The following is a 24,494-nucleotide window of genomic DNA, read 5'->3' as shown; positions in this document are numbered from 1 at the left end:
CTCAGCGTCCGTTTGTCAGGATGTGTCCGTCTTCATAAAAACGATTTTCTAAACCAAATCCTAACAACAGCACACTTTCGTGACACTAAAATTGCAGCTTAACGACATCGCAATTACATTGTATGACCCAAAAAATAAACAGTTAGCCAGCGAATCATCTGGCGTCATGAGGATATGCTGTTGTCTGAATTCATGTCTCTTATGCTTTTTCTGGCTTCCGTCGGCGTTTACGCCTGGAAAGCCGGCCGTCACACCTGGTGGTTTATCGCCACGCTGGTGGTGCTCGGCATTTTTATTATTTTAAACATTACCTTATACGCCAGCGATTACTTTACCGGTGACGGTATTAACGATGCGGTGCTCTACACGCTGACGAACAGCCTGACGGGCGCGGGTGTGGGCAAGTACATTCTTCCGGGGCTCGGCATTATTGTCGCGCTGGTGACGATTTTTGGCGCGCTGGCCTGGGTGCTGCGCCGCCGTCGCCATCTTCCGCACCATCATGGCTACAGCCTGCTGGCGTTATTCCTGGCGCTGGCCTCCGTCGACGCCAGCCCGGCGTTCCATCAGATCACCGAGCTGGTGAAATCCCAGTCGCGCGAAGGCGATCCTGATTTCGTGGCTTACTATAAAGAACCGTCGAAAACGATCGCCAACCCGAAGCTCAACCTGGTCTACATCTACGGTGAAAGCCTGGAACACACGTACTTTGATAACGACGCGTTCCCGAACCTGACGCCAGACCTGGGTGCGCTGAAAAATGAAGGTCTTGATTTCAGCCACACCATGCAGCTGCCCGGGACGGATTACACGATTGCCGGGATGGTTGCCTCCCAGTGCGGTATCCCGCTGTTTGCGCCTTTTGAAGGTAACGCCTCAGCCTCGATGTCGACGTTCTTCCCACAGAATATTTGCCTCGGCGATATCCTGAAAAACTCCGGCTACGAAAACTATTTTATGCAGGGGGCAAACCTGCGCTTTGCCGGAAAAGACGTGTTCCTGAAATCCCACGGTTTTGACCACCTGTATGGCTCAGAAGAGTTAAAAACGACGGTTGCCGATCCGAGCTACCGTAACGACTGGGGCTTCTATGACGATACGGTACTCGACGAAACCTGGAAGAAATTCGAGGAGCTTTCCCGCGCGGGCAAGCGCTTCTCCCTCTTTGCGCTGACGGTGGACACCCACCATCCGGACGGGTTCGTCTCGCGCAGCTGTAAACGCAAAAGCTATGACGTTGACGGCAAAAACAACAAATCTTTCAGCGCCGTGACCTGCAGCCAGGAGCACATTGCCGCGCTGGTCGAGAAAATCAAAGCCTCGCCCTGGTTCAAAAACACCGTCATCGTCGTTTCGTCTGACCACCTGGCGATGAAAAACAGCGCCTGGGATCAGCTCAACAAGCAGGATCGCAGCAATCTGTTCTTCGTCCTGCGCGGCGACCAGCCGCAGCAGGAGGTCATCGCCACCAAGCGCAACTCCATGGATAACGGCGCAACCGTGCTCGACATTCTGGGCGGCGACAACTTTATTGGCCTGGGCCGCAGCACGCTGTCGGGGCAATCCCTGTCGGAAGTGTTCCTCAACATGAAGGAAAAAATCCTCGCCTGGAAGCCAGACATCATCCGCCTGTGGAACTTCCCGAAAGAGATGAAGGACTTCACCGTCGATCGGGATAAAAACACGATTGCCTTCTCGGGCAGCAGCTTCCGTCTACCGCTGCTGGTGCGCGTGTCAGAGGGGCGCGTAGAGCCTCTGCCGGAAAGCGAATATTCCGCGCCGCTGCGCTATCAGCTGGCCGATTTTGCTCCGCGCGATAATTTCGTCTGGATCGACAGGTGTTACAAAATGGGCCAGCTCTGGTCGCAGCCGCTGGCGCTTTCTACCGACTGGTGCGTCTCTCAGGGCCAGCTCGGCGGGGAGCAAACCGTACAGCACGTGGATAAAGCCCAGTGGAAAGGCAAAACCGCGTTTAAAGATACGGTGATTGATACCGCGCGCTATCAGCACAACATCGACATGCTGAAAGTCAGCGATAACGATATTCGCTATAAGGCGGACAGCTTTATCTTTAACGTGGCCGGCGCGCCCGAGGAAGTGAAGCAGTTTAGCGGCATCTCGCGTCCGGAGTCCTGGGGACGCTGGTCAAACGCGCAGCTGGGCAACGAGGTGAAAATTGAGTACACCCATCCGCTGCCGGAACAGTTCGACCTGGTGATCACCGCCAGAGCGTATGGCCCGAACGCTAACAGGCCCGTACCGGTGCGCGTGGGCGACAGGGAGCAAACGCTGACGCTCGGGAACGAGGTGAGCACGCACACGCTGCATTTTGAGAACCCATCGCGCAGCAACACCCTGGTGATTGTGCCGCCGGACCCGCAGTCGACCAATGAAGGGAATATCCTTGGACACTCACCGCGCGAGATCGGGATTGGCATGGTAGAAATTAAAATTGTGAGTCGCGCAGGCTAATGGTCGATCTTAACCTCACCGTTCGCCCCACGCGTCCCGGCGACGTTACCGCCCTGCCCGCCATTGAACGCGCGGCGGGCGAGCGCTTTCGTGAAGACACGGAGCTCGCCTGGCTTGCCGACGGTGAGGTCATTTCCGCTGAGCAGCACCTTGAGTATGCCGAACGTGGGCTAAGCTGGCTGGCGCTGGTGAATGACTGTCCCGTGGGGTTTATCCTCACCGAAGCGCACTCTTCGTCGCTGTTTATCGTGGAGCTCTCGGTCGATCTGGACTGGCAGGGAAAAGGAATAGGTCGGCAGCTCATCTCCCGTGCGGCTGACCATGCCCGCAGGCTGGGGCTGGCGTCGCTGACGTTGACAACGTTTCGGGACGTACCGTGGAACGCGCCTTTCTATGCAAAGCTGGGGTTTGAATACGTAACTGAACTCACGCCTGAACTGCGTGAAAAACGTGAAGAAGAGACAGCGCACGGCTTAGCGTATGAAACGCGCTGCGCCATGCGCCTGCCTCTGTAATATCGCCCGGTGGCGCTGCGCTTACCGGGCCTACAAAATCCTGCCCCGTAGGCCGGGTAAGGCGCAGCCGACACCCGGCAAAAACCACGAACCGTAGGCCGGGTAAGGCACAGCCGCCACCCGGCACAACGCGCAGAGTTAGAACGTTTCCCAGTTATCGCCTGAATCGGCCGTCGCGGTTTTACGCGCCATCACCGGCGTGGAAACCGCTTTAGCCGCAGCGAATTCGCGCGCTTTCATCTGTTCCTGCTGAATGCGGAACACCGCCACGGCCTGAGTCAGACGGCTCGCCTGCTCTTCCAGTGCGGCGGCCGCTGCAGCAGATTCCTCAACCAGCGAGGCGTTCTGCTGGGTCACGCGGTCCATCTCTGCCACCGCCAGACCCACCTGGTCGATACCGCGGCTCTGCTCGTCAGACGCAGAGGCGATTTCCCCCATAATGTCCGTTACGCGGGTCACCGCGTTCACGATCTCACCCATGGTTTCACCGGCGCTTTCGACCAGCGTTGAACCCACTTCCACGCGGCCCACGGAGTCTTCAATCAGACTCTTGATTTCACGAGCCGCCTGGGCGCTGCGCTGGGCCAGGTTACGCACTTCACCTGCCACCACCGCAAAACCACGACCCTGCTCGCCCGCACGCGCAGCTTCTACCGCCGCGTTCAGTGCCAGAATGTTGGTCTGGAAGGCAATGCCGTCGATCACGCTGATAATATCGGCAATTTTCTGCGAACTGCCCGCGATATCGCGCATGGTCTGCACCACGTTATCCACCACTTTACCGCCTTTCTGCGCGGTTTCAGAGGCGCTCAGCGCAAGATGGCTCGCCTGACGGGCGTTTTCGGCGTTCTGCTTAACGGTCGCCGTCAGCTGCTCCATGCTGGCCGCGGTCTCTTCCAGGGAAGCGGCCTGCTGTTCAGTACGGGAGGAGAGGTCGTTATTGCCCATCGCAATTTCGCTCGCGCCGCTGTAGATAGCGTTCGCGCCGTTACGCACGTCGCCGACGGTACGCACCAGCTCACCCTGCATATGACGCAGCGAGTCGGCCAACTCCCCCATCTCGTTGGTGCCCTGAACCTCAATGCGCTTCACCAGGTCGCCGCTGGCGATGTGGCGAATGTTGTCGATCAGACGATTCAGAGGAGAGATCAGCGTCTGCTTGATGTTGAGCCAGACGGCCACGATCACCACCAGCACGGCAATCAGGACGCTGATCAGCACCCAGATAGCCTGGCTGAAGGAGCTGTTGCTGTCTTCGACCGCCGTCTGGTACAGCTTGTCGTTCTGCTGCAGGTAGCTCACATACTGCTTCTCAAAACCGTCCTGATAGCTCTGGGTCGGCTGGTCGAAGAAGGCGTTGATTTTGCCCGCGCCCAGCAGCTGAATCAGCTCCGCCAGCGCGCCGTGGTAAATATCATAGTTACGCTTGATCTCCATGGCATCCGCATCGCTTTGACGCGGATCGCGCGGCAGGGCTTCGTAGGCAGCCCAGTTTTTTTCTGCCTGTTTCAGAGACGTAGACGCGATTTGCATCAAATCGTTAACGGTCGCGCCGCTGCCGATATTGCTCTGATCCATCATGTAGCGGATACCCGCGCGGTTCAGGGTATTACGGGTTTGCAGCAACGCGACCCAGCTGGCGTTCAGCGTGGATTGTTGCTGGCGAATGGTTTGCAGGACGGTGAAATTCTCTTTGTCATTCTTAAGGGCATTAAAGAAAAGACCACCGGACGTGAGTTGTAAAAGGCCAAATATCGCTAAAACCAGCATTAAGCTGGTGACAATCTTGATACGGTTTAACATGTTTTCTCTTTCCTCAGACAGATACAGAATTTTCGGCCTGGAAAGGGAAAACTTTACGAAAATCATCCTGGAATTTGTGGTTTTTACTCTTCTTCCCGCGCTGCGTTATGCCGGTTTCCGAGTTCAATAAACTCTTCCAGCAGCGCCGTCAGCTGTTTCATCTTCTCCGGCGTGTATTCCGCCTCAATTTGCTGATACGCCTCTTCGACCTGCGCCTGGGCGTGTTCGTACAGCGCATTCCCCTCTTTGGTCAGCGACACGTACAGCTTGCGCTGGTCGTTCACCGGCTTTAGGCGCAGCACCAGGCCGTCACGCTCCATGCGCGTCAGGATGCCGGTCAGGCTCGGGCGCAAAATGCAGGTGCGAAACGCCAGATCGTGAAAATCCATCGACGGATGCTCAGCCAGCACGCGCACAATGCGCCACTGCTGCTCGGTCAGATTATGGCGCTTTACGATCGGGCGGAAGTACGACATCGCCGCTTCCCGCGCCTGCAGCAGCGCGATGGTTAATGAGTCATGCATAGCCTCTCCCCTTCACATCATTAACAAGTAAACAATCACTAAAAGTTGCTTTTATAAACAACACGTTTTCCGTCAAAAAGTCTAACAGAAACCATTCAGTTTTATTAACAACCTGATTTAACTATAAATAAAAACCAATATGTAAATTTATTGTTATTCATATCACAAATTTTTCACTTCTGATTGCGAAATAAACAGCAAAAGCATAAAACCAGATCATTAACATATTAATGAAATCATAACCCGGACCGCCGGGGTGAGGAGTATGTGAATGAAAGGTACCGTTTTTGCCGTCGCCCTCAACCATCAAAGCCAGCGTGACGCCTGGCGCGAGGCGTTTGAAAAAGCCCCTTACAATACGCCGCCGAAAACAGCCGTGTGGTTTATCAAACCGCATAACACGGTGATCCGCGCGGGCGAGCCGATCCCCTTCCCGCAGGGGGAAACGGTGCTGAGCGGCGCGACGGTGGCGCTGGTCGTGGGCAAAACCGCCAGCAGGGTGAGCGTGGAAAATGCGGCGGAATACATCGCCGGATACGCGCTGGCCAACGAGGTGAGCCTGCCGGAAGAGAGCTTCTACCGCCCGGCCATCAAGGCCAAATGCCGGGACGGATTTTGCCCGCTGGGCGAACTTGTCGCCGTTGATAGCGTGGATAACATGACCATCATCACCGAGATCAACGGCCGCGAAGCGGACCACTGGAACACCGCCGATCTTCAGCGCAGCGCTGCCGAACTGCTGAGCGCCCTGAGCGAGTTCGCCACCCTCAATCCCGGCGATGCGATCCTGCTCGGCACCCCGCAAAGCCGCGTGGAGATCCGCCCGGGCGATCGCCTGCGTATTCTGGCGGCAGGCTTTCCGCCGCTGGAAAACCCGGTGGTGGATGAGCGCAACGTCACTATTGCCCACAGCACGCCGCCGCACGCCACGCTGTTTGCCCTCGGTCTGAACTATGCCGACCACGCCAGCGAGCTGGACTTCAAGCCACCCACCGAGCCGCTGGTATTTATCAAAGCGCCAAACACCTTCAACGGCGACAACCAGACGTCGGTGCGCCCGAACAATATCGAATACATGCACTACGAGGCGGAGCTGGTGGTGGTCATCGGTAAAACCGCGCGCAGAGTGAGCGAAACCGAGGCGATGGACTACGTGGCGGGCTACACGGTCTGCAACGACTACGCCATACGCGACTACCTGGAAAACTACTACCGCCCGAACCTGCGGGTAAAAAGCCGCGACGGGCTGACGCCTATTTCTCCCCACATCGTGCCGAAAGCGGCAATTCCCGACCCGCACAACCTCGCCCTGCGCACCTTCGTCAACGGCGAGCTGCGCCAGGAAGGCACCACGGCGGATCTGATCTTCAGCATTCCGTTCCTGATTGCGTACCTGAGCGATTTTATGACCCTGCAGCCGGGCGACATGATTGCCACCGGCACGCCAAAAGGGCTGTCCGACGTGGTGCCGGGCGATGAGGTGGTGGTGGAAGTGGAGGGCGTCGGACGCCTGGTGAACCGAATTGTCAGCGAGGAGACTGCAAAATGAAAAAGATTAACCACTGGATCAACGGTAAAAACGTCGCCGGAAGCGAGTACTTCCACACCACCAACCCCGCCTCCGGCGAGGTGCTGGCAGAAGTCGCCTCCGGCGGTGAAGCTGAAATTCACCAGGCCGTCGCCGCCGCCAAAGAGGCGTTCCCGAAGTGGGCTAACCTGCCGATGAAGGAGCGCGCGCGCCTGATGCGTCGTCTGGGCGATCTGATCGACCAGAACGTGCCCGAGATCGCCGCCATGGAAACCGCCGACACCGGCCTGCCGATCCACCAGACCAAAAACGTGCTCATTCCGCGCGCCTCGCACAACTTCGAGTTCTTCGCCGAAGTGTGCCAGCAGATGAACGGCAAAACCTACCCGGTTGACGATAAGATGCTCAACTACACGCTGGTGCAGCCGGTGGGCGTCTGCGCGCTGGTCTCGCCGTGGAACGTGCCGTTTATGACCGCCACCTGGAAGGTCGCGCCCTGCCTGGCGCTGGGCAACACCGCGGTGCTGAAGATGTCTGAACTCTCGCCGCTGACCGCCGACCGTCTGGGCGAGCTGGCGCTAGAGGCGGGCATCCCGGCGGGCGTGCTCAACGTGGTGCAGGGCTACGGCGCGACGGCAGGCGACGCGCTGGTGCGCCATCACGACGTGCGCGCGGTCTCCTTCACCGGTGGCACCGCTACCGGGCGCAACATCATGAAAAACGCCGGGCTGAAGAAATACTCCATGGAGCTGGGCGGCAAATCCCCGGTGCTGATTTTTGAAGATGCCGACATCGAGCGCGCGCTGGACGCCGCCCTGTTCACCATCTTCTCCATCAACGGCGAGCGTTGCACCGCGGGCTCGCGCATCTTTATCCAGCAGAGCATCTACCCGGAATTCGTCAAGCGCTTTGCCGAGCGCGCCAACCGCCTGCGCGTGGGCGACCCGACCGATCCGAACACCCAGATTGGCGCACTCATCAGCAAGCAGCACTGGGAGAAGGTCTCCGGCTACATCCGCCTCGGCATTGAAGAAGGCGCAACCCTGCTGGCAGGCGGCCCGGACAAACCGACCGATCTGCCTGCGCACCTGAAGGGCGGCAACTTCCTGCGCCCAACCGTGCTGGCGGACGTTGATAACCGCATGCGCGTGGCCCAGGAAGAAATCTTCGGCCCGGTGGCCTGCCTGCTGCCGTTTAAGGACGAAGCGGAAGGCCTGCGCCTGGCGAACGACGTGGAGTACGGCCTGGCGTCGTACATCTGGACCCAGGACGTGAGCAAGGTGCTGCGCCTGGCGCGCAGCATCGAGGCGGGCATGGTGTTCGTGAACACCCAGAACGTGCGCGACCTGCGCCAGCCGTTTGGCGGCGTGAAGGCCTCCGGCACCGGCCGCGAGGGCGGTGAGTACAGCTTCGAGGTCTTCGCGGAGATGAAGAACGTCTGCATCTCCATGGGCGACCATCCGATTCCAAAGTGGGGGATCTGACCATGGGTAAATTAGCGTTAGCGGCAAAAATCACCCACGTACCGTCGATGTACCTCTCCGAGCTGCCGGGGAAAAACCACGGCTGCCGCCAGTCGGCCATCGACGGGCATAAAGAGATCAGCAAGCGCTGCCGCGAGCTGGGCGTGGACACCATCATCGTGTTCGACACCCACTGGCTGGTGAACAGCGCGTACCACATCAACTGTGCGGACCATTTTGCGGGCGTCTACACCAGCAACGAGCTGCCGCACTTTATCCGCGACATGACCTACGACTACGACGGCAACCCGGAACTCGGCCAGCTGATTGCCGACGAGGCGGTGAAGCTGGGCGTGCGCGCCAAAGCGCACAACATCCCGAGCCTCAAGCTGGAGTACGGCACGCTGGTGCCGATGCGCTACATGAATGCGGATAAGCACTTCAAAGTGATATCCATCTCGGCGTTCTGCACGGTTCACGACTTTGCCGACAGCCGCAGACTGGGAGAGGCCATCGTCAGCGCCATCGAAAAATACGACGGCACCGTGGCGGTGCTCGCCAGCGGCTCGCTGTCGCACCGCTTTATCGACGACCAGCGCGCGGAGGAAGGGATGAACAGCTACACCCGCGAGTTTGACCGTCAGATGGACGAGCGCGTGGTGAAGCTGTGGCGCGAGGGCCAGTTCAAAGAATTCTGCAGCATGCTGCCGGAGTACGCCGACTACTGCTATGGCGAGGGCAACATGCACGACACCGTGATGCTGCTGGGCATGCTCGGCTGGGACCAGTACGACGGCAAGGTGGAGTTCCTCACCGAGCTGTTCGCCAGCTCCGGCACCGGCCAGGTTAACGCCGTTTTCCCGCTGCCCGCGTAAGGAGCCACCATGCCGCACTTTATTGCTGAATGTACCGACAATATCCGCGAGCAGGCCGACCTGCCGGGGCTGTTCGCCAAAGTCAACGAGGCGCTCGCCGCCACAGGCATCTTCCCCATCGGCGGTATCCGCAGCCGCGCCCACTGGCTGGACACCTGGCAGATGGCCGACGGCAAGCACGATTACGCCTTTGTGCATATGACGCTGAAGATTGGTGCCGGGCGCAGCCTGGAGAGCCGGGAAGCCGTGGGGGAGATGCTGTTTGCGTTGATTAAAGATCATTTCGCAGCGCTGATGAACAGCCGGTATCTGGCGCTGTCGTTCGAGCTCGACGAGCTGCACCCGACGCTCAATTACAAACAAAACAACGTGCACGCATTGTTTAAGTAGCCGTTTGCTCGCCCGGTGGCGCTGCGCTTACCGGGCCTACAACGGCTCCGAACGTAGGCCGGGTAAGCGCAGCGCCACCCGGCAACAGCCGCACAAAGGATATCGCCATGCTCGACAAACACACCCATACCCTGATCGCCCATCGCCTGCACCAGGCGGAACAATCCCGGGAGCAGATCCGCGCGATCTCGCTGGAGTACCCGGAGATCACGATTGAAGACGCCTACGCCGTCCAGCGCGAATGGGTCAGCCTGAAAATCGCCGAAGGCCGCGTGCTGAAGGGCCACAAGATCGGCCTCACCTCCAAAGCGATGCAGGCCAGCTCCCAGATAAGCGAGCCGGACTACGGCGCGCTGCTGGACGACATGTTCTTCCACGACGGCAGCGACATTCCCGTCGATCGCTTTATCGTTCCGCGTATCGAAGTGGAGCTGGCCTTTGTGCTGGCAAAACCGCTGCGCGGCCCGAACTGCACCATCTTCGACGTCTACAACGCTACGGACTACGTCATCCCCGCGCTGGAGCTGATCGACGCCCGCTGCCACAACGTTGACCCTGAAACCCAGCGCCCGCGCAAGGTGTTCGACACCATCTCCGATAACGCCGCCAACGCGGGGGTGATCCTCGGCGGTCGTCCGATTAAGCCCGACGCGCTGGATCTGCGCTGGATCTCCGCCCTGCTCTACCGCAACGGTGTGATCGAAGAGACCGGTGTTGCCGCAGGCGTGCTTAACCACCCGGCGAACGGCGTGGCGTGGCTGGCGAACAAGCTGGCGCCGTACGACGTGCAGCTTGAGCCGGGGCAAATCATCCTCGGCGGCTCCTTTACCCGCCCGGTGCCCGCCAGCAGAGGCGACACCTTCCACGTGGACTACGGCAATATGGGCTCCATCAGCTGCCGCTTTGTTTAGGAGAGGACCATGCAAAACGCATTCAAAGCGGCGCTGCAGGCAGGCCGCCCGCAAATTGGCTTATGGCTGGGGCTGACCAGCAGCTACAGCGCCGAGCTGCTGGCGGGGGCAGGCTTCGACTGGCTGCTGATCGACGGCGAGCACGCGCCGAACAGCGTGCAAACCGTGTTAACCCAATTACAGGCCATCGCGCCGTATCCCAGCCAGCCGGTAGTGCGCCCGTCGTGGAACGACCCGGTGCAGATCAAGCAGCTGCTGGACGTGGGGGCACAAACCCTGCTGGTGCCGATGGTGCAAAACGCCGACGAAGCGCGGCTGGCGGTACGTGCCACCCGCTACCCGCCCGCAGGCATTCGCGGCGTCGGCAGCGCCCTGGCGCGCGCCTCGCGCTGGAACCGCATCCCGAACTACCTGCAGCAGGCTAACGACGCCATGTGCGTGCTGGTACAAATCGAAACCCGCGAGGCGCTAAAAAACCTGCCGCAGATCCTGGACGTGGAAGGCGTCGACGGCGTGTTTATCGGCCCGGCGGATCTGAGCGCCGACATGGGCTTTGCCGGCAATCCGCAGCACCCGGAGGTGCAGGCCGCCATCGAGCAGGCGATCGCGCAGATCCGTGCGGCGGGTAAAGCGCCCGGCATCCTGATGGCGAACGAGCAGCTGGCGAAACGCTACCTTGAACTCGGCGCGCTGTTTGTTGCCGTCGGCGTCGACACCACCCTGCTCGCCCGCAGCGCGGAGGCGCTGGCGGCACGCTTTATCGAACAACCGGTTACGTCAGTTAATAACAATAAATCCGTCTACTAAACGTAAGATCTGGAGCGCACCATGACGACCTCTACCCTGCAAACACATGATAATAAAGCTGTTGAACATCGCGCCATTAACAAGCTGTTCCGACGCCTGATCGTCTTTCTCTTTATCCTGTTTGTCTTTTCGTTTCTCGATCGCATCAACATCGGCTTTGCCGGGCTGACGATGGGCAAAGATCTGGGCCTTACGTCGACCATGTTTGGCCTGGCCGCGACGCTGTTTTACGTCACCTACGTGCTGTGCGGGATCCCGAGCAACATCATGCTGGCGAAGATCGGCGCGCGGCGATGGATCGCCGGGATCATGGTGGTATGGGGCATCGCCTCCACCTGCACAATGTTCGCCACCAGCCCCCACACGCTCTATGTTTTACGCATGCTGGTAGGCATTGCCGAAGCAGGCTTCCTGCCGGGGATCCTGGTCTACCTCACCTGGTGGTTCCCGGCGTATCACCGCGCTCGCGCCAATGCGCTGTTTATGATCGCCATGCCGGTGACCATGATGCTCGGCTCGATCCTCTCCGGCTACATTCTGGCGATGGACGGGCTGTGGAATCTGAAGGGCTGGCAGTGGCTGTTCCTGCTGGAGGGGCTGCCGTCGGTGGTGCTCGGCGTGGTGACCTGGTTTTACCTCAACGACACGCCGGATCAGGCCACCTGGCTCGACGACGACGAAAAGCAGGCGCTGAAAACGATGATCGCCCGCGAGCAGGAGGTCGCCATTGCCCGGCCCGTCACGCCGAAATCAACGCTTCGCGAAGTGCTGACCCCGGCGGTGCTGCTTTACACGCTGGCCTACTTCTGCCTGACCAACACGCTCAGCGCCATCAACATCTGGACGCCGCAGATCCTGCAAAGCTTTAACACGGGGAGCAGCAATATCGTCATCGGCCTGCTGGCGGCGATCCCGCAGTTTTGCACCATTCTTGGGATGATCTGGTGGAGCCGCCGCTCCGACAGGCTGAAAGAGCGAAAAAAGCACACCATCCTGCCGTACCTGTTCGCCGCGGCGGGATGGATGCTGGCCTCGGCCACCGATCACAGCCTGATCCAGCTGCTTGGCATCATTATGGCCTCAACCGGATCCTTTACCGCCATGGCCATATTCTGGACCACGCCGGATCGGGTGATTAGCCTGCAGTCACGCGCGGTGGCGCTGGCGGTGATCAACGCCATCGGCAACGTCGGATCCGCCGTCAGCCCGTTGCTGATTGGGATCCTGCGCGACGCCACCGGCAGCTTCAGCTCCGGGCTGTGGTTTGTGGCCGGGCTGCTGGTGGTCGGCGCGCTGGTGCTGACGCGCATTCCGATGACGCAGCGGGATCAACAGAGGAACGATCATGTGCCAGAGCCCCATCGCCAACATTGATATCAGCAAGGAGTACGACGAAAGTCTGGGCACCGACGATGTGCACTACCAGTCGTTCGCCCGCATGGCGGCCTTTTTTGGCCGCGACATGCAGGCGCATCGTCACGACCAGTATTTTCAGATGCACTTTCTCGATACCGGGCAGATTGAGCTCCAGCTCGACGATCACCGCTACTCAGTGCAGGCCCCGCTGTTCGTCCTCACGCCGCCGTCGGTGCCGCACGCGTTTATCACCGAATCCGACAGCGACGGGCACGTGCTGACGGTGCGCGAGGATCTGATCTGGCCGCTGCTTGAAGTGCTCTACCCCGGCACGCGGGAAGCGTTTGGCCTGCCGGGGATCTGCCTCTCGCTGGCCGATAGGCCGGACGAGCTGGCGGCGCTGAAGCACTACTGGCAGCTGATTGCCCGGGAATCCACGGAACAGCTGCCGGGGCGCGAGCATACCCTGGTCCTGCTGGCGCAGGCGGTCTTCACCCTGCTGCTGCGCAACGCGAAGCTCGACGACCACGCTTCGGGCGGCATGCGCGGCGAGCTGAAGCTGTTCCAGCGCTTTACCCAGCTGATAGATGCCCACTACCACCAGCACTGGACGGTGCCGGAATACGCCAGCGAACTGCACCTGACCGAATCCCGCCTGACAGATATCTGCCGCCGCTTCGCCAACCGCCCGCCGAAGCGGCTGATCTTCGACCGGCAGCTTCGCGAAGCCAGGCGGCTGCTGCTCTTCTCCGACAGCGCGGTGAGCGAGATTGCCTGGCAGCTGGGGTTTAAGGATCCGGCCTATTTTGCCCGGTTTTTTAACCGCTTAGTGGGGTGCTCGCCGAGCGCGTATCGGGCGCAGAAAGTACCAGTGTCGTAAAACCTTACCCCTCACCCTAACCCTCTCCCCAAAGGGGAGAGGGGACGATTTCTCCCTCGCCCCTTTGGGGAGAGGGCCGGGGTGAGGGGACAACGATCACAAATCCCAATCCCGCCCGAAAAGTACCCGCAGTTGTCCCAATCGTCCCTTCACGTTACGCCCCTCTCAGGCTTCAATTAAACAACAAAAACAAAACATAAATTTAACAACCCTATTCCGATACGAGGTCCCTATGAAGCCTGAAGATTTCCGCGCTGATGCCAAACGTCCGTTAACCGGCGAAGAGTATTTAAAAAGCCTGCAGGACGGCCGTGAGATTTATATCTACGGCGAGCGCGTCAAAGACGTCACCACCCATCCGGCGTTTCGCAACGCGGCGGCCTCTATCGCGCAGATGTACGACGCGCTGCACAAGCCGGACATGCAGGACACCCTCTGCTGGGGCACCGACACCGGCAGCGGCGGCTATACCCATAAGTTCTTCCGCGTGGCGAAAAGCGCCGACGACCTGCGCCAGCAGCGCGACGCTATCGCCGAGTGGTCGCGCCTGAGCTACGGCTGGATGGGCCGCACGCCGGACTACAAGGCCGCGTTCGGCTGCGCGCTCGGCGCCAACCCGGGCTTCTACGGCCAGTTCGAGCAGAACGCCCGCAGCTGGTACACGCGCATTCAGGAAACCGGCCTGTACTTCAACCACGCCATCGTTAACCCGCCGATCGACCGCCACAAGCCGGCGGACGAGGTGAAAGACGTCTACATCAAGCTGGAGAAAGAGACCGACGCCGGGATCATCGTCAGCGGCGCGAAAGTGGTGGCAACCAACTCGGCGCTGACCCACTACAACATGATCGGCTTCGGCTCCGCGCAGGTGATGGGCGAAAACCCGGACTTCGCGCTGATGTTCGTCGCGCCGATGGATGCCGAAGGCGTGAAGCTGATCTCCCGCGCCTCTTACGAGATGGTGGCAGGCGCAACCGGATCCCCGTACGACTACCCGCTCTCCAGCCGCTTCGACGAGAACGACGCGATCCTGGTGATGGATCACGTGCTGATCCCGTGGGAAAACGTGCTGATCTACCGCGATTTCGACCGCTGCCGTCGCTGGACGATGGAAGGTGGATTTGCGCGGATGTACCCGCTGCAGGCCTGCGTGCGTCTGGCGGTGAAGCTCGACTTCATCACCGCCCTGCTGAAGAAATCTCTTGAGTGCACCGGTACCCTGGAGTTCCGCGGCGTGCAGGCGGATCTCGGCGAAGTGGTGGCCTGGCGCAACATGTTCTGGGCGCTGAGCGACTCCATGTGCTCCGAAGCCACCCCGTGGGTCAACGGCGCGTATCTGCCGGATCACGCCGCGCTGCAAACCTACCGCGTGATGGCGCCGATGGCCTACGCGAAGATCAAGAACATCATCGAGCGTAACGTGACGTCCGGTCTGATCTACCTCCCGTCCAGCGCCCGGGATCTGAACAACCCGCAGATCGACCAGTATCTGGCGAAATACGTGCGAGGCTCCAATGGCATGGATCACGTTGAACGCATCAAGATTTTGAAGCTGATGTGGGACGCCATCGGCAGCGAGTTCGGCGGCCGCCACGAGCTGTACGAGATCAACTACTCCGGCAGCCAGGATGAGATCCGCCTGCAGTGTCTGCGCCAGGCGCAGAGCTCCGGCAACATGGACAAGATGATGGCGATGGTCGACCGCTGCATGTCCGAATACGACCAGCACGGCTGGACGGTGCCGCACCTGCACAACAACAGCGATATCAACATGCTCGACAAGCTGCTGAAATAGCGCAGCGGGAGGTTGCAATGCATTTAGATGAACAACGCCTGCGTTTTCGCGACGCAATGAGCAGCCTGTCGGCGGCGGTCAATGTGGTCACCACAGAGGGCGAGGCGGGCCGCTGCGGTATTACCGCTACAGCCGTCTGTTCGGTGACTGACACCCCGCCGTCGGTCATGGTGTGCATCAACGCCAACAGCGCCATGAACCCGGTATTTCAGGGCAACGGCAGGCTGTGCGTGAACGTGCTGAATCACGAGCAGGAGATCATGGCTCGCCATTTCGCCGGGATGACCGGAATGACGATGGAGGAGCGCTTTGCCCTCTCCTGCTGGCAGAAAGGTCCGCTGGCGCAGCCGGTGCTCAAGGGCGCGCTGGCCAGCCTTGAGGGCGAGATTAGCCAGGTGCAAACCATCGGCACGCATCTTGTCTACCTTGTTGAAATTAAAAACATCATCCTGAGCGACGCGGGACACGGCCTGATCTACTTCAAGCGCCGTTTCCACCCGGTCATGCTGGAGGCGGAAGCCGCCGTGTAATCCCCCCTCGCGCTGGCCTTTTTCTTCGGCCAGCGCCGCTTTCTACAAAAACTCCTAAGGTTTCCGCTAAATCACGCCGTTATATACCCATAAGAGAAATTTTCTGTGACTGAATACTGACACCACCTGTCAGTGCACCCGCATCATTCAGCGCATACCTAAATATACAGGATGACCTTATGGCTAAAACGACGCGGAGCCGCTCGGCTGAACGTCTGGTCGATATTCTGGTTGAGCTACATTTAAACGGTGTGGTAAACCGCAGTGCGCTAATGGAGAAATTTAAAATTACCGAGCGCACCGTCTACCGGGATTTAAATGCCCTCTCTCCCATTGTTGAACATACCGGTAACGGGCTATATCGACTGATCCATTCTGCACAATCGCCCGGCGGACAAGGCCTACATCACACCCTTGCTAACTTCCTGAATGCGGACAGCTTTTTCCCTGAAAGAAATACGGAATTCTGGCAGAATCTTGAAACGCGCGTTGACGAAAACCATATTCTTATTCTTGCGAATGAAGCCGAACACACGGTACAGCGTGATATTCGCCGTCATTTAACGAAAATCGAGAGATCGATTAAAAACCATAATGTTTGTCAGATTGTTTATAAGGGGAAAACCCGTCTGATTAATCCCTATAAACTCATTAACAAAAAAAATATATGGTATTTACAAGCCACCGAAAATAGCCGCCTGAAATCCTTCTCATTGAGCCAGATTAGCTGGTTTGATATTCATAAAACGACCTTCACTCCGGAAGAAAATGTCCTTGAGCTGCTGGAAAAAAGCCTCGACCCCTGGGTATCTGAAAATACTTTCGCGGTGAAAATATTCATCAAAGATAATATTTCGCATTACTTCCTGCGCCGCGATCTTCTGCCGGAACAAGAGCTGCTGGAGGAGCAACAGGGCGGCGTCACGCTGCGCTGCCAGGCGGCGCACGAGAACCAGATCCTGCCGCTGCTGTTCTACTGGCTGCCCCATATTCAGATTCTGGAGCCGAGCTGGCTGAAGGAAAAACTGATCGGAACGCTGGAGAACTATCTGGCGGTGGAACGCAACCCGAATAATCAAGTGATCTCAATCACATAATTTCGCCCCCTGGCGGCGAGCCGGAACCGCTCGTCGCCCCCTTTGACCGCTCACCTCGCACTTTCAACCACTCATTCATTTACCGTCCTTTACACGCGCGAGGATCTGGCACGATCGCTCCAGCATTAATCAATACCTCCTCACAACGAACCCTGACCCTTTTTTCTTTACATAAAAAACCAGGTCTTACTATGGATACTAAAAAACTACTGAAGCACGTGCCCTGGGCCTTACTCGGGATCCTCGGCGCTTTTTGTCTGGCGGTTGTCGCATTACGCCGGGGCGAACACGTAAGCGCCCTGTGGATCGTGGTCGCGTCCGTTTCCGTCTATCTTGTTGCTTATCGCTACTACAGCTTGTACATCGCGCAGAAGGTCATGAAGCTCGACCCGACGCGCGCCACTCCGGCGGTCATTAACAATGACGGCCTGAACTACGTGCCAACCAACCGCTACGTGCTGTTTGGTCACCACTTTGCCGCTATCGCCGGTGCAGGCCCGCTGGTCGGCCCGGTGCTGGCCGCGCAGATGGGCTACCTGCCGGGTACCCTGTGGCTGCTCGCTGGCGTCGTGCTGGCGGGTGCGGTGCAGGACTTTATGGTGCTGTTTATCTCTTCTCGCCGTAACGGCGCCTCTCTGGGTGAGATGGTCAAAGAAGAGATGGGCCGCGTGCCGGGGACCATCGCCCTGTTCGGCTGCTTCCTGATTATGATCATCATCCTCGCGGTGCTGGCCCTGATCGTGGTGAAAGCGCTGGCCGAAAGCCCATGGGGTGTCTTCACCGTCTGCTCAACCGTGCCGATTGCGCTGTTCATGGGTATCTACATGCGCTTCCTGCGTCCGGGACGCGTGGGTGAAGTGTCGGTGATTGGTATCGTGCTGCTGGTGGCCTCCATCTACTTCGGCGGCGTAATTGCGCACGACCCGTACTGGGGCCCGGCGCTGACCTTCAAGGACACTACCATTACCTTCGCGCTGATTGGCTATGCGTTTATCTCCGCGCTGCTGCCGGTCTGGCTGATTCTGGCCCCGCGTGACTACCTGGCGACCTTCCTGAAAATCGGCGTTATCGTCGGTCTGGCGATCGGCATCCTGGTGATTAACCCGGATCTGAAAATGCCTGCGGTAACGCAGTACATCGACGGCACCGGCCCGCTGTGGAAAGGCGCCCTGTTCCCGTTCCTGTTCATCACCATCGCCTGCGGTGCGGTCTCCGGCTTCCACGCCCTGATTGCGTCCGGCACCACGCCTAAGCTGCTGGCGAACGAGAAAGACGCGCGTCTGATCGGCTACGGCGCAATGCTGATGGAGTCCTTCGTGGCGATCATGGCGCTGGTTGCAGCCTCCATTATCGAACCGGGTCTGTACTTCGCGATGAACACCCCGCCTGCTGGCCTCGGCATTACCATGCCAAACCTGCACGAGATGGGCGGCGATAACGCGGCGCTGATTATGGCGCAGCTGAAAGACGCAAGCGCACACGCGGCGGCGACCGTCAGCTCCTGGGGCTTCGTGATTTCGCCTGAGCAGATCATGCAGACCGCGAAAGACATCGGCGAACCGTCCGTGCTGAACCGCGCAGGCGGTGCACCTACGCTTGCCGTCGGTATCGCACACGTGTTCCACAAAGTGCTGCCGTGGGCGGACATGGGCTTCTGGTACCACTTCGGTATTCTGTTCGAAGCGCTGTTCATCCTGACCGCGCTGGACGCAGGTACCCGTGCGGGCCGCTTCATGCTGCAGGACCTGCTCGGTAACTTCGTGCCGTTCCTGAAGAAAACCGACTCTCTGGTGGCGGGCATTCTGGGTACTGCCGGCTGCGTCGGCCTGTGGGGCTACCTCCTGTATCAGGGCGTTGTCGACCCGCTCGGCGGCGTGAAGAGCCTGTGGCCGCTGTTCGGTATCTCTAACCAGATGCTCGCAGCCGTTGCTCTGGTGCTCGGTACCGTGGTCCTCGTGAAGATGAAACGCACCAAATACATCTGGGTAACGGTTGTTCCTGCGCTGTGGCTGCTGCTCTGCACCACCTGGGCGCTTGGCCTGAAGCTGTTCAGCGCCAACCCGCAGCTGGAAGGCTTCTTCTTCATGGCTAACCAGTACAAAGAGAAGATTGCCGCAGGCGGCGCGGATCTGACCGCGCAGCAGATTGCCAACATGAACCATATCGTGGTGAACAACTACACCAACGCGGGTCTGAGCATTCTGTTCCTGGTGGTGGTGTACAGCATCATCTTCTACGGCATCAAAACCTGGCTGAACGTGCGCAACGCCGACGGTCGTACGGATAAAGAAACTCCGTACGTGCCGGTGCCGGAGGGCGGCGTGAAGACCTCTTCACACCATTAATCCGCAATCCTCCCCCTCTCCCTTTGGGAGAGGGTTGGGGTGAGGGGAACACAAGCCCAGCGGACTCACATCGCCGGGCTTTTTCTGTCTGGAACCCACAATGTTTGGTAACTTAGGCGAAGCAAAAAAATACCTCGGTCAGGCGGCGAAAATGCTGATTGGCATTCCGGACTATGACAACTACGTTGAGCATATGAAGACCAACCATCCGGATAAGCCGTACATGACCTACACCGAATTCTTCCGCGAGCGTCAGGAAGCGCGCTACGGCGGAAGTGGAGAAGGCGGCGTCCGCTGCTGCTAAAGGAGAGACCATGACCCCGATTGCCGTTACCCTGCTGACCGGTTTTCTCGGCGCCGGCAAAACCACCCTGCTGCGCCACATCCTGAATGAACAGCACGGCTTCAAAATCGCCGTCATCGAAAACGAATTTGGTGAGGTCTCGGTAGACGATCAGCTGATCGGCGATCGCGCCACCCAGATCAAAACCCTCACCAACGGCTGCATCTGCTGCACCCGCTCTAACGAATTAGAAGACGCCCTGCTGGACCTGCTCGACAGCCGCGACCGCGGTGAAATCGATTTTGACCGTCTGGTGATCGAGTGCACCGGCATGGCCGACCCCGGCCCGATTATTCAGACCTTTTTCTCTCACGAGATCCTCTGCCAGCGCTACCTGCTTGACGGCGTGATTGCCCTGGTGGATGCGGTTCACGCTGACGATCAGATGAACCAGTTCACCATCGCCCAGTCTCAGGTGGGCTACGCCGACCGCATCCTGCTGACCAAAACCGACGTGGCGGGCGAAAGCGTTAAGCTGCGCGAGCGTCTGACGCGCATTAACTCCCGCGCGCCGATTTACACGGTGACGCATGGCGACATCGATCTGTCTCAGCTGTTCAACACCAACGGCTTTATGCTGGAAGAGAACGTCACCGCGAAACCGCGCTTCCACTTTATATCCGACAAGCAAAACGACGTGGCGTCGATTGTGGTCGAGCTGGACTACCCGGTGGACATCAGCGAGGTCTCGCGCGTGATGGAGAACCTGCTGCTGTCGTTTGCCGACAAGCTGCTGCGCTACAAAGGGATGCTGTGGATTGACGGCGAGCCGAACCGCCTGCTGTTCCAGGGCGTACAGCGCCTGTACAGCGCCGACTGGGACAGACCCTGGGGCGATGAAGCGCCGCGCAGCGTGATGGTGTTTATAGGTATCCAACTCCCGGAAGAAGAAATTCGAGCGGCGTTTGCGGGTCTGAAAAAATAACCGCCTTGCATCCCCTCTCCCCTATGGGGAGAGGGTTAGGGTGAGGGGTAAACTTATTTCACCGCTTCCGGCAGCGTTATAATCCAGAGCTCGCTGTCCGACTCCGGCTTCTTCAGCGGCTTCACGCTGAGCGTGGTTTCAACCGCCTTATCATCCAGCGTCAGCTTGCCTTCCGCGTTCACCCGATAATCCTTGAGCTTCTTGCCCTCGACCGGGTTTTGCATCGCCACCTTCACGCCAAAGTCGTTATCGTTCGCCACCGCCAACGTTTTGCTGTCAATTAGCGCCAGCCCTTCGGCCTTTTCCTGCTGCCAGCCCAGCGCGCGCAGATCGACAACCTGCGTTTTAGCCGCAAGCGTTATGCCGCGCTGCGCCAGGGTTTTCTCATCATCAAACTCCGGGTACTCGCCCGGCTTGTCAAAGGCGGAAAGGTCGCTCGCCTTGCTGAGATCCACCTTGTAAATCAGGTTACGCATGCCGTCGTTTTTATCGCTTCCCTGCTCAATCAGCAGGATGTGCTGGTCATCGAGCGCCACAATGTCGCCGATTTTGGCGTCGCTGTTTTTACCGTAGGCCGCGCTGTCGATTGGGTAACCGTACATCGCGGTTTTCCCGGTCGCCGGGTCGAAGCTCACCAGACGCGTAAACAGCGCCTGTTTTTTGCTCTTACCGTCAATATCCAGCGTGCTTTGTACGGCGGCGATAATCCGCCCGTCCGGCATCCGGGTCAGGCCTTCAAAGCCCCGATTCGCCTGGCGCCATTTGATAATGTTTGGCAGACCGTCCGCGATGGACTTCTCCCCTTCCGCCGCCTGCGGCCCGTGGATCGCCAGGATCTTCCCTTTGCCGTCGACGTTAATCAGGAACGGGCCATACTCGTCGCACAGCCAGAAGCCACCTTTCCCGTCCGGCGTGATGCCTTCCGTGTCCAGGCCACGGTTGTCACCCTTCAGAATTTTTAGCGTGTCGCTGAACGCCACTTCATTGGTGGAGCCAATCACGCCGCTTTGCAGCGGCAGACCGTTGATCTCGCCTTTATCATCATGCAGCGGCCGGGCATCGACAGCCTCCGCTTTGCCGTTCTGAACGCGGATGGTCATCAGCAGGGGGGCGAAATCTGGCGTGACAAATATTTTGGCTTCGTTTTTACCCATTTTTGGCGCATCGGCGTTTGGACCGCGATCGGTTACGGTCGCAAAGGTCAGGGCATCGCCCTGCTTGCCCGTAAACAGCAGGCCAGAACCGATTCCCACCGGGAGTCCGTTCGGAAACGCACTGGCAAACGCGCCGCTGTAGCTCACGTGGGAGCCTTCAGGGAAGCTGACGACATAGCGCTCAGCAGTAGGCTGCGCCGCCAGGCCAGAGAAAGAGAGCGCACAACCGATTAGCACAGGAATAATTTTTCTTTTCATATTGTTAGCATCCAGTTAGTGAAGCCAACAACGTAAAGAATAAACGTGTCAGAAAAATGACATGAAAAGGAAACCGACCTGCGCGATTGAACGTATATTCATCACTCGAAATGTAAGGCTTTGTTGTTTAGTGTGACAGCTGAAACACTTTCGGAAATTATTAGAAACCCAATTAATTCATCTCAAACCACTATCCCCGCCTCGTTCAGTTTATGTTTAGTCAAAAAACTAAACGGTTCCTAAACGCTAAAACATCACCCGTTGACACCCCGGCAATAAAACATCACCGCAACAATCGCAATAAAAAATTTAACAATATCAGTATAAAAGCGCGATTTACATCACATTTGCAGTCATAAACATCGCTTGTTAAGGTGTCCTCAGATTAATTTGAAGACGAGGAAATACTCATGAAAAAGCTTAACATTCTTATCCTTTCTGCTTTGACCGCGGTATCGGGCTCCGCTTTGGCCATGGGCGGCAGCATCGAGCAGGGTAAAAACTTCACCAACCTGAATGTGGAAATGGGTAAATCCTCATCCGGCCTGTATACCGAAGGTAACTGGCTCAAAAATACCGATGATGGCACCCAGACCGGCGGCGTGGGCGCAGGCTACAACCTGGAAGTGGGCCCGGTGATGCTGAATGCAGGCGCGAAAGCCATCTACATCGGCCCGAAAAAAGGCGATAACGGCGTAGCGTTCCCAATCGGTGGCGGCGTGAATGTTGCCCTGACTGACAGCATTAACGTATTTGGTGAAGGATACGTTGCACCAGACGGACTGAACAACAGCGTGAAAAACTACGTTGAAGCTAACGGCGGCGTAAGCTGGACCCCAATCAAACCGGTTACGCTGAAAGTGGGCTACCGCCACGTAAGCGTCGACGGCAAAGATGGTCGTCCAAACCACACCCTGATTGACGGTGCGTACGTGGGCGGCGGCGTTAGCTTCTAAGCCTGTATTGCGCCCGACGGCGCTACGCTTGCACGGGCCTACAAAAACTGTGCAATCTATTGATGCTGTTGCAGATTGTAGGTCGGGTAAGCGTAGCGCCACCCGGCAAGAAAGGCGATGACACTATTCATGGAAAACCTGCCGGTTGGCAGGTTTTTTATTATCTCTTACTTACGCACCACCACCAGCTTCTGGTTCACAAACTCTTTGATCCCCAGGTCCGACAGCTCGCGCCCGTAGCCGGAGCGCTTCACGCCGCCAAACGGCAGCTCTGGCGCGGTATCGGTGAGCCAGTTGATGTACACCATCCCGGTCTCAATCCGTGACGCCATTTTCTTCGCGCGCTCGATATTCTGACTAAATACCGCCCCGCCCAGGCCGTAGTGGGAGTCGTTCGCCAGCGCGACCGCCTCGTCGTCACTTTTCACCACGTAAATCTGCGCTACAGGGCCGAAGAACTCCTCGAAATACGCCGGGTTGTCGCGGGAGATATTCGTCAGGATCGTCGGTTCGAAGAAACTCCCGTCGCGCTGTACCGGTTTGCCGCCGTAGTGCAGCGTCGCACCGTTTTTCACCGCCTCGTTAACCTGTTTGGTCAGCGTTTCGAGCGCATCTTTAGACGACAGCGGCCCCAGCGTGGTGCTTTCGTCCAGCGGATCGCCAATCTTCACCTGCTTAAACGCCTCGGTGAATTTGCTCAGGAACTTATCAGCAATCTTCTCGTGCAGAATAAAGCGCTTCGCCGCGGTGCAGACCTGCCCGGCGTTGTTGAGTCGCGCATTCACGCCAATTTTCACAGCCTTCTCAAGGTCTGCATCGTCCAGCACCACGAACACGTCGTTACCGCCCAGCTCCAGCGTGGATTTCTTGATGTGCTTCGCCGCCTGCGCGGCCACCACGCTGCCCGCCTTTTCGGAGCCGGTTAATGCGGCACCCTGTACGCGATCGTCAGCGATAATTTTTGCCACCTGCTCGGACGAGATAAACAGGTTGGTCCACGCCCCTTCCGGCGCACCCGCTTCGCGCACCAGATGCGCAAAGGTCTCGGCGCAGTGCGGCACGATGCTGGCATGCTTGGCGATCACCGGGTTCCCCGCCGCCAGGTTTGGCGCCAGAACGCGCATCAACTGGTAGTACGGGAAGTTCCACGGCTCAACGGCCATCAGGACGCCGATGGGGTGATGCTCCACCCACGCTTCCCCGAGCTCAGACGGATACTTCACCGGGGCCAGGAACCGCTTCGCGTTATCGGCGTAATAGCGGGCGATCTGCGCGCACAGCTTTACCTCGCCGCGGCTCTGTTCGATGAGCTTACCCATCTCCTGGCTGGCGATTTTCGCCAGATCCTCCGCGCGCTCGTCGATCAGATCGGCGAGCTTATGCAGCACGGGCAGGCGCTGGCTGATGTCGCCTTTCGCCCAGTCCGAATGATAAAGCGCATCGGCCGCCTTGAGCGCCGCTTCGATATCCACGTCGGTATGCGAGGGGTATTCTTTGATGAGCTGGTTAGTGGCAGGATTTACTGTCTGATAAGCCATGTCGAATCTCCTTGTTTTACCGCTTAGGG

21 protein-coding genes are annotated in these 24,494 nt (G+C 58.4%); 17 read left to right on the top strand and 4 right to left on the bottom strand.

The features are described 5' to 3' along the window. The first annotated feature begins 180 nt into the window (after positions 1–180). Positions 181–2,472, top strand: coding sequence for a phosphatidylglycerol--membrane-oligosaccharide glycerophosphotransferase (gene opgB, locus GVO84_RS03140; protein ID WP_159515466.1), 2,292 nt, complete (start codon positions 181–183; stop codon positions 2,470–2,472). Beyond that, the gene (locus GVO84_RS03135) at positions 2,472–2,987 is read left to right on the top strand and encodes a GNAT family N-acetyltransferase (RefSeq protein WP_159515465.1); all 516 of its coding nucleotides are present in this window, start codon (positions 2,472–2,474) and stop codon (positions 2,985–2,987) included. Before opgB ends, GVO84_RS03135 begins: the two co-directional genes overlap by 1 nt. Before the next feature lie 138 nt (positions 2,988–3,125). Here the strand turns inward: GVO84_RS03135 and tsr are convergent, their stop codons facing one another. After that, a complete protein-coding gene (tsr, locus tag GVO84_RS03130; RefSeq protein WP_029741346.1) occupies positions 3,126–4,790 on the bottom strand; it encodes a methyl-accepting chemotaxis protein in 1,665 nt (554 codons plus the stop codon). A gap of 83 nt (positions 4,791–4,873) precedes the next feature. Beyond that, on the bottom strand, positions 4,874–5,314 hold the full coding sequence (gene hpaR / locus GVO84_RS03125; protein ID WP_023334396.1) for a homoprotocatechuate degradation operon regulator HpaR: 441 nt from the start codon (positions 5,312–5,314) through the stop codon (positions 4,874–4,876). A gap of 271 nt (positions 5,315–5,585) precedes the next feature. Between hpaR and hpaG the strand changes: the two genes are divergently transcribed. The 14 genes from hpaG to yjiA all read left to right on the top strand — a co-directional run bounded on the left by hpaG (position 5,586) and on the right by yjiA (position 20,559). Then, entirely contained in the window at positions 5,586–6,863 is a 1,278-nt protein-coding gene (hpaG, locus tag GVO84_RS03120; protein WP_159515464.1) for a 4-hydroxyphenylacetate degradation bifunctional isomerase/decarboxylase, read from the top strand. Beyond that, the gene (gene hpaE, locus GVO84_RS03115; RefSeq protein WP_149367762.1) at positions 6,860–8,326 is read left to right on the top strand and encodes a 5-carboxymethyl-2-hydroxymuconate semialdehyde dehydrogenase; all 1,467 of its coding nucleotides are present in this window, start codon (positions 6,860–6,862) and stop codon (positions 8,324–8,326) included. Before hpaG ends, hpaE begins: the two co-directional genes overlap by 4 nt. 2 nt (positions 8,327–8,328) lie before the next feature. Further along, entirely contained in the window at positions 8,329–9,180 is an 852-nt protein-coding gene (gene hpaD / locus GVO84_RS03110) for a 3,4-dihydroxyphenylacetate 2,3-dioxygenase (protein ID WP_121424955.1), read from the top strand. A 9-nt stretch (positions 9,181–9,189) separates the two neighbouring features. Then, the gene (locus GVO84_RS03105) at positions 9,190–9,570 is read left to right on the top strand and encodes a 5-carboxymethyl-2-hydroxymuconate Delta-isomerase (RefSeq protein ID WP_159515463.1); all 381 of its coding nucleotides are present in this window, start codon (positions 9,190–9,192) and stop codon (positions 9,568–9,570) included. Positions 9,571–9,677: 107 nt separating this feature from the next. Next, the gene (hpaH, locus tag GVO84_RS03100; RefSeq protein ID WP_042717304.1) at positions 9,678–10,481 is read left to right on the top strand and encodes a 2-oxo-hept-4-ene-1,7-dioate hydratase; all 804 of its coding nucleotides are present in this window, start codon (positions 9,678–9,680) and stop codon (positions 10,479–10,481) included. 9 nt (positions 10,482–10,490) lie between these two features. Next, complete coding sequence (gene hpaI / locus GVO84_RS03095; RefSeq protein WP_159515462.1) at positions 10,491–11,288, top strand: 4-hydroxy-2-oxoheptanedioate aldolase; 798 nt, start codon at positions 10,491–10,493, stop codon at positions 11,286–11,288. 21 nt (positions 11,289–11,309) lie between these two features. Further along, positions 11,310–12,662 carry a 4-hydroxyphenylacetate permease gene (gene hpaX / locus GVO84_RS03090; protein ID WP_159515461.1) on the top strand — a complete coding sequence of 451 codons (1,353 nt, stop codon included), beginning with the start codon at positions 11,310–11,312 and terminating at the stop codon, positions 12,660–12,662. Beyond that, positions 12,634–13,524: a 4-hydroxyphenylacetate catabolism regulatory protein HpaA gene (hpaA, locus tag GVO84_RS03085; RefSeq protein WP_042717310.1), complete on the top strand. Its 891-nt coding sequence runs from the start codon at positions 12,634–12,636 to the stop codon at positions 13,522–13,524. Before hpaX ends, hpaA begins: the two co-directional genes overlap by 29 nt. 232 nt (positions 13,525–13,756) lie before the next feature. Beyond that, a complete protein-coding gene (gene hpaB, locus GVO84_RS03080) occupies positions 13,757–15,319 on the top strand; it encodes a 4-hydroxyphenylacetate 3-monooxygenase, oxygenase component (RefSeq protein WP_121424951.1) in 1,563 nt (520 codons plus the stop codon). 17 nt (positions 15,320–15,336) lie between these two features. Next, complete coding sequence (locus tag GVO84_RS03075) at positions 15,337–15,849, top strand: 4-hydroxyphenylacetate 3-monooxygenase reductase subunit (RefSeq protein ID WP_159515460.1); 513 nt, start codon at positions 15,337–15,339, stop codon at positions 15,847–15,849. 179 nt (positions 15,850–16,028) lie between these two features. Beyond that, positions 16,029–16,946: a helix-turn-helix transcriptional regulator gene (locus GVO84_RS03070; RefSeq protein ID WP_159515459.1), complete on the top strand. Its 918-nt coding sequence runs from the start codon at positions 16,029–16,031 to the stop codon at positions 16,944–16,946. 191 nt (positions 16,947–17,137) lie between these two features. Then, a complete protein-coding gene (locus tag GVO84_RS03065) occupies positions 17,138–19,291 on the top strand; it encodes a carbon starvation CstA family protein (protein WP_023334384.1) in 2,154 nt (717 codons plus the stop codon). Positions 19,292–19,391: 100 nt separating this feature from the next. Beyond that, the gene (locus GVO84_RS03060) at positions 19,392–19,595 is read left to right on the top strand and encodes a YbdD/YjiX family protein (protein WP_003856610.1); all 204 of its coding nucleotides are present in this window, start codon (positions 19,392–19,394) and stop codon (positions 19,593–19,595) included. 10 nt (positions 19,596–19,605) lie between these two features. Beyond that, the gene (gene yjiA / locus GVO84_RS03055) at positions 19,606–20,559 is read left to right on the top strand and encodes a GTPase (protein WP_121424948.1); all 954 of its coding nucleotides are present in this window, start codon (positions 19,606–19,608) and stop codon (positions 20,557–20,559) included. A gap of 53 nt (positions 20,560–20,612) precedes the next feature. On the opposite strand, the gene GVO84_RS03050 is transcribed toward yjiA, so the two are convergent. Next, positions 20,613–21,971, bottom strand: coding sequence for an esterase-like activity of phytase family protein (locus tag GVO84_RS03050; protein ID WP_159515458.1), 1,359 nt, complete (start codon positions 21,969–21,971; stop codon positions 20,613–20,615). Between the two features lie 410 nt (positions 21,972–22,381). Here GVO84_RS03050 and GVO84_RS03045 point away from each other — a divergent pair, with 410 nt between their 5' ends. Beyond that, entirely contained in the window at positions 22,382–22,927 is a 546-nt protein-coding gene (locus GVO84_RS03045) for a YfaZ family outer membrane protein (RefSeq protein ID WP_063143257.1), read from the top strand. Between the two features lie 167 nt (positions 22,928–23,094). Here the strand turns inward: GVO84_RS03045 and GVO84_RS03040 are convergent, their stop codons facing one another. Further along, positions 23,095–24,465: an NAD-dependent succinate-semialdehyde dehydrogenase gene (locus GVO84_RS03040; RefSeq protein WP_159515457.1), complete on the bottom strand. Its 1,371-nt coding sequence runs from the start codon at positions 24,463–24,465 to the stop codon at positions 23,095–23,097. Positions 24,466–24,494 lie beyond the last annotated feature (29 nt).

Source organism: Enterobacter sp. SM3 (genome assembly GCF_009811935.2).
GTDB lineage: Bacteria > Pseudomonadota > Gammaproteobacteria > Enterobacterales > Enterobacteriaceae > Enterobacter > Enterobacter asburiae_D.
Note: the sequence above shows the minus strand (reverse complement) of the source record. Positions and strands in the feature narration are given on the sequence as shown.

Excerpts from the sequence above, each read along its gene's own strand:
- GVO84_RS03075 (WP_159515460.1), top strand. The coding sequence starts at position 15,337 with ATGCATTTAGATGAACAACGCCTGCGTTTTCGCGACGCAATGAGCAGC.
- GVO84_RS03045 (WP_063143257.1), top strand. The coding sequence starts at position 22,382 with ATGAAAAAGCTTAACATTCTTATCCTTTCTGCTTTGACCGCGGTATCG.
- GVO84_RS03135 (WP_159515465.1), top strand. The coding sequence starts at position 2,472 with ATGGTCGATCTTAACCTCACCGTTCGCCCCACGCGTCCCGGCGACGTT.
- yjiA (WP_121424948.1), top strand. The coding sequence starts at position 19,606 with ATGACCCCGATTGCCGTTACCCTGCTGACCGGTTTTCTCGGCGCCGGC.
- GVO84_RS03070 (WP_159515459.1), top strand. The coding sequence starts at position 16,029 with ATGGCTAAAACGACGCGGAGCCGCTCGGCTGAACGTCTGGTCGATATT.
- GVO84_RS03040 (WP_159515457.1), bottom strand. The coding sequence starts at position 24,465 with ATGGCTTATCAGACAGTAAATCCTGCCACTAACCAGCTCATCAAAGAA.
- hpaX (WP_159515461.1), top strand. The coding sequence starts at position 11,310 with ATGACGACCTCTACCCTGCAAACACATGATAATAAAGCTGTTGAACAT.
- hpaB (WP_121424951.1), top strand. The coding sequence starts at position 13,757 with ATGAAGCCTGAAGATTTCCGCGCTGATGCCAAACGTCCGTTAACCGGC.
- hpaD (WP_121424955.1), top strand. The coding sequence starts at position 8,329 with ATGGGTAAATTAGCGTTAGCGGCAAAAATCACCCACGTACCGTCGATG.
- hpaE (WP_149367762.1), top strand. The coding sequence starts at position 6,860 with ATGAAAAAGATTAACCACTGGATCAACGGTAAAAACGTCGCCGGAAGC.
- hpaH (WP_042717304.1), top strand. The coding sequence starts at position 9,678 with ATGCTCGACAAACACACCCATACCCTGATCGCCCATCGCCTGCACCAG.
- hpaR (WP_023334396.1), bottom strand. The coding sequence starts at position 5,314 with ATGCATGACTCATTAACCATCGCGCTGCTGCAGGCGCGGGAAGCGGCG.
- tsr (WP_029741346.1), bottom strand. The coding sequence starts at position 4,790 with ATGTTAAACCGTATCAAGATTGTCACCAGCTTAATGCTGGTTTTAGCG.
- GVO84_RS03060 (WP_003856610.1), top strand. The coding sequence starts at position 19,392 with ATGTTTGGTAACTTAGGCGAAGCAAAAAAATACCTCGGTCAGGCGGCG.
- hpaI (WP_159515462.1), top strand. The coding sequence starts at position 10,491 with ATGCAAAACGCATTCAAAGCGGCGCTGCAGGCAGGCCGCCCGCAAATT.
- hpaA (WP_042717310.1), top strand. The coding sequence starts at position 12,634 with ATGTGCCAGAGCCCCATCGCCAACATTGATATCAGCAAGGAGTACGAC.
- GVO84_RS03050 (WP_159515458.1), bottom strand. The coding sequence starts at position 21,971 with ATGAAAAGAAAAATTATTCCTGTGCTAATCGGTTGTGCGCTCTCTTTC.
- GVO84_RS03065 (WP_023334384.1), top strand. The coding sequence starts at position 17,138 with ATGGATACTAAAAAACTACTGAAGCACGTGCCCTGGGCCTTACTCGGG.
- hpaG (WP_159515464.1), top strand. The coding sequence starts at position 5,586 with ATGAAAGGTACCGTTTTTGCCGTCGCCCTCAACCATCAAAGCCAGCGT.
- GVO84_RS03105 (WP_159515463.1), top strand. The coding sequence starts at position 9,190 with ATGCCGCACTTTATTGCTGAATGTACCGACAATATCCGCGAGCAGGCC.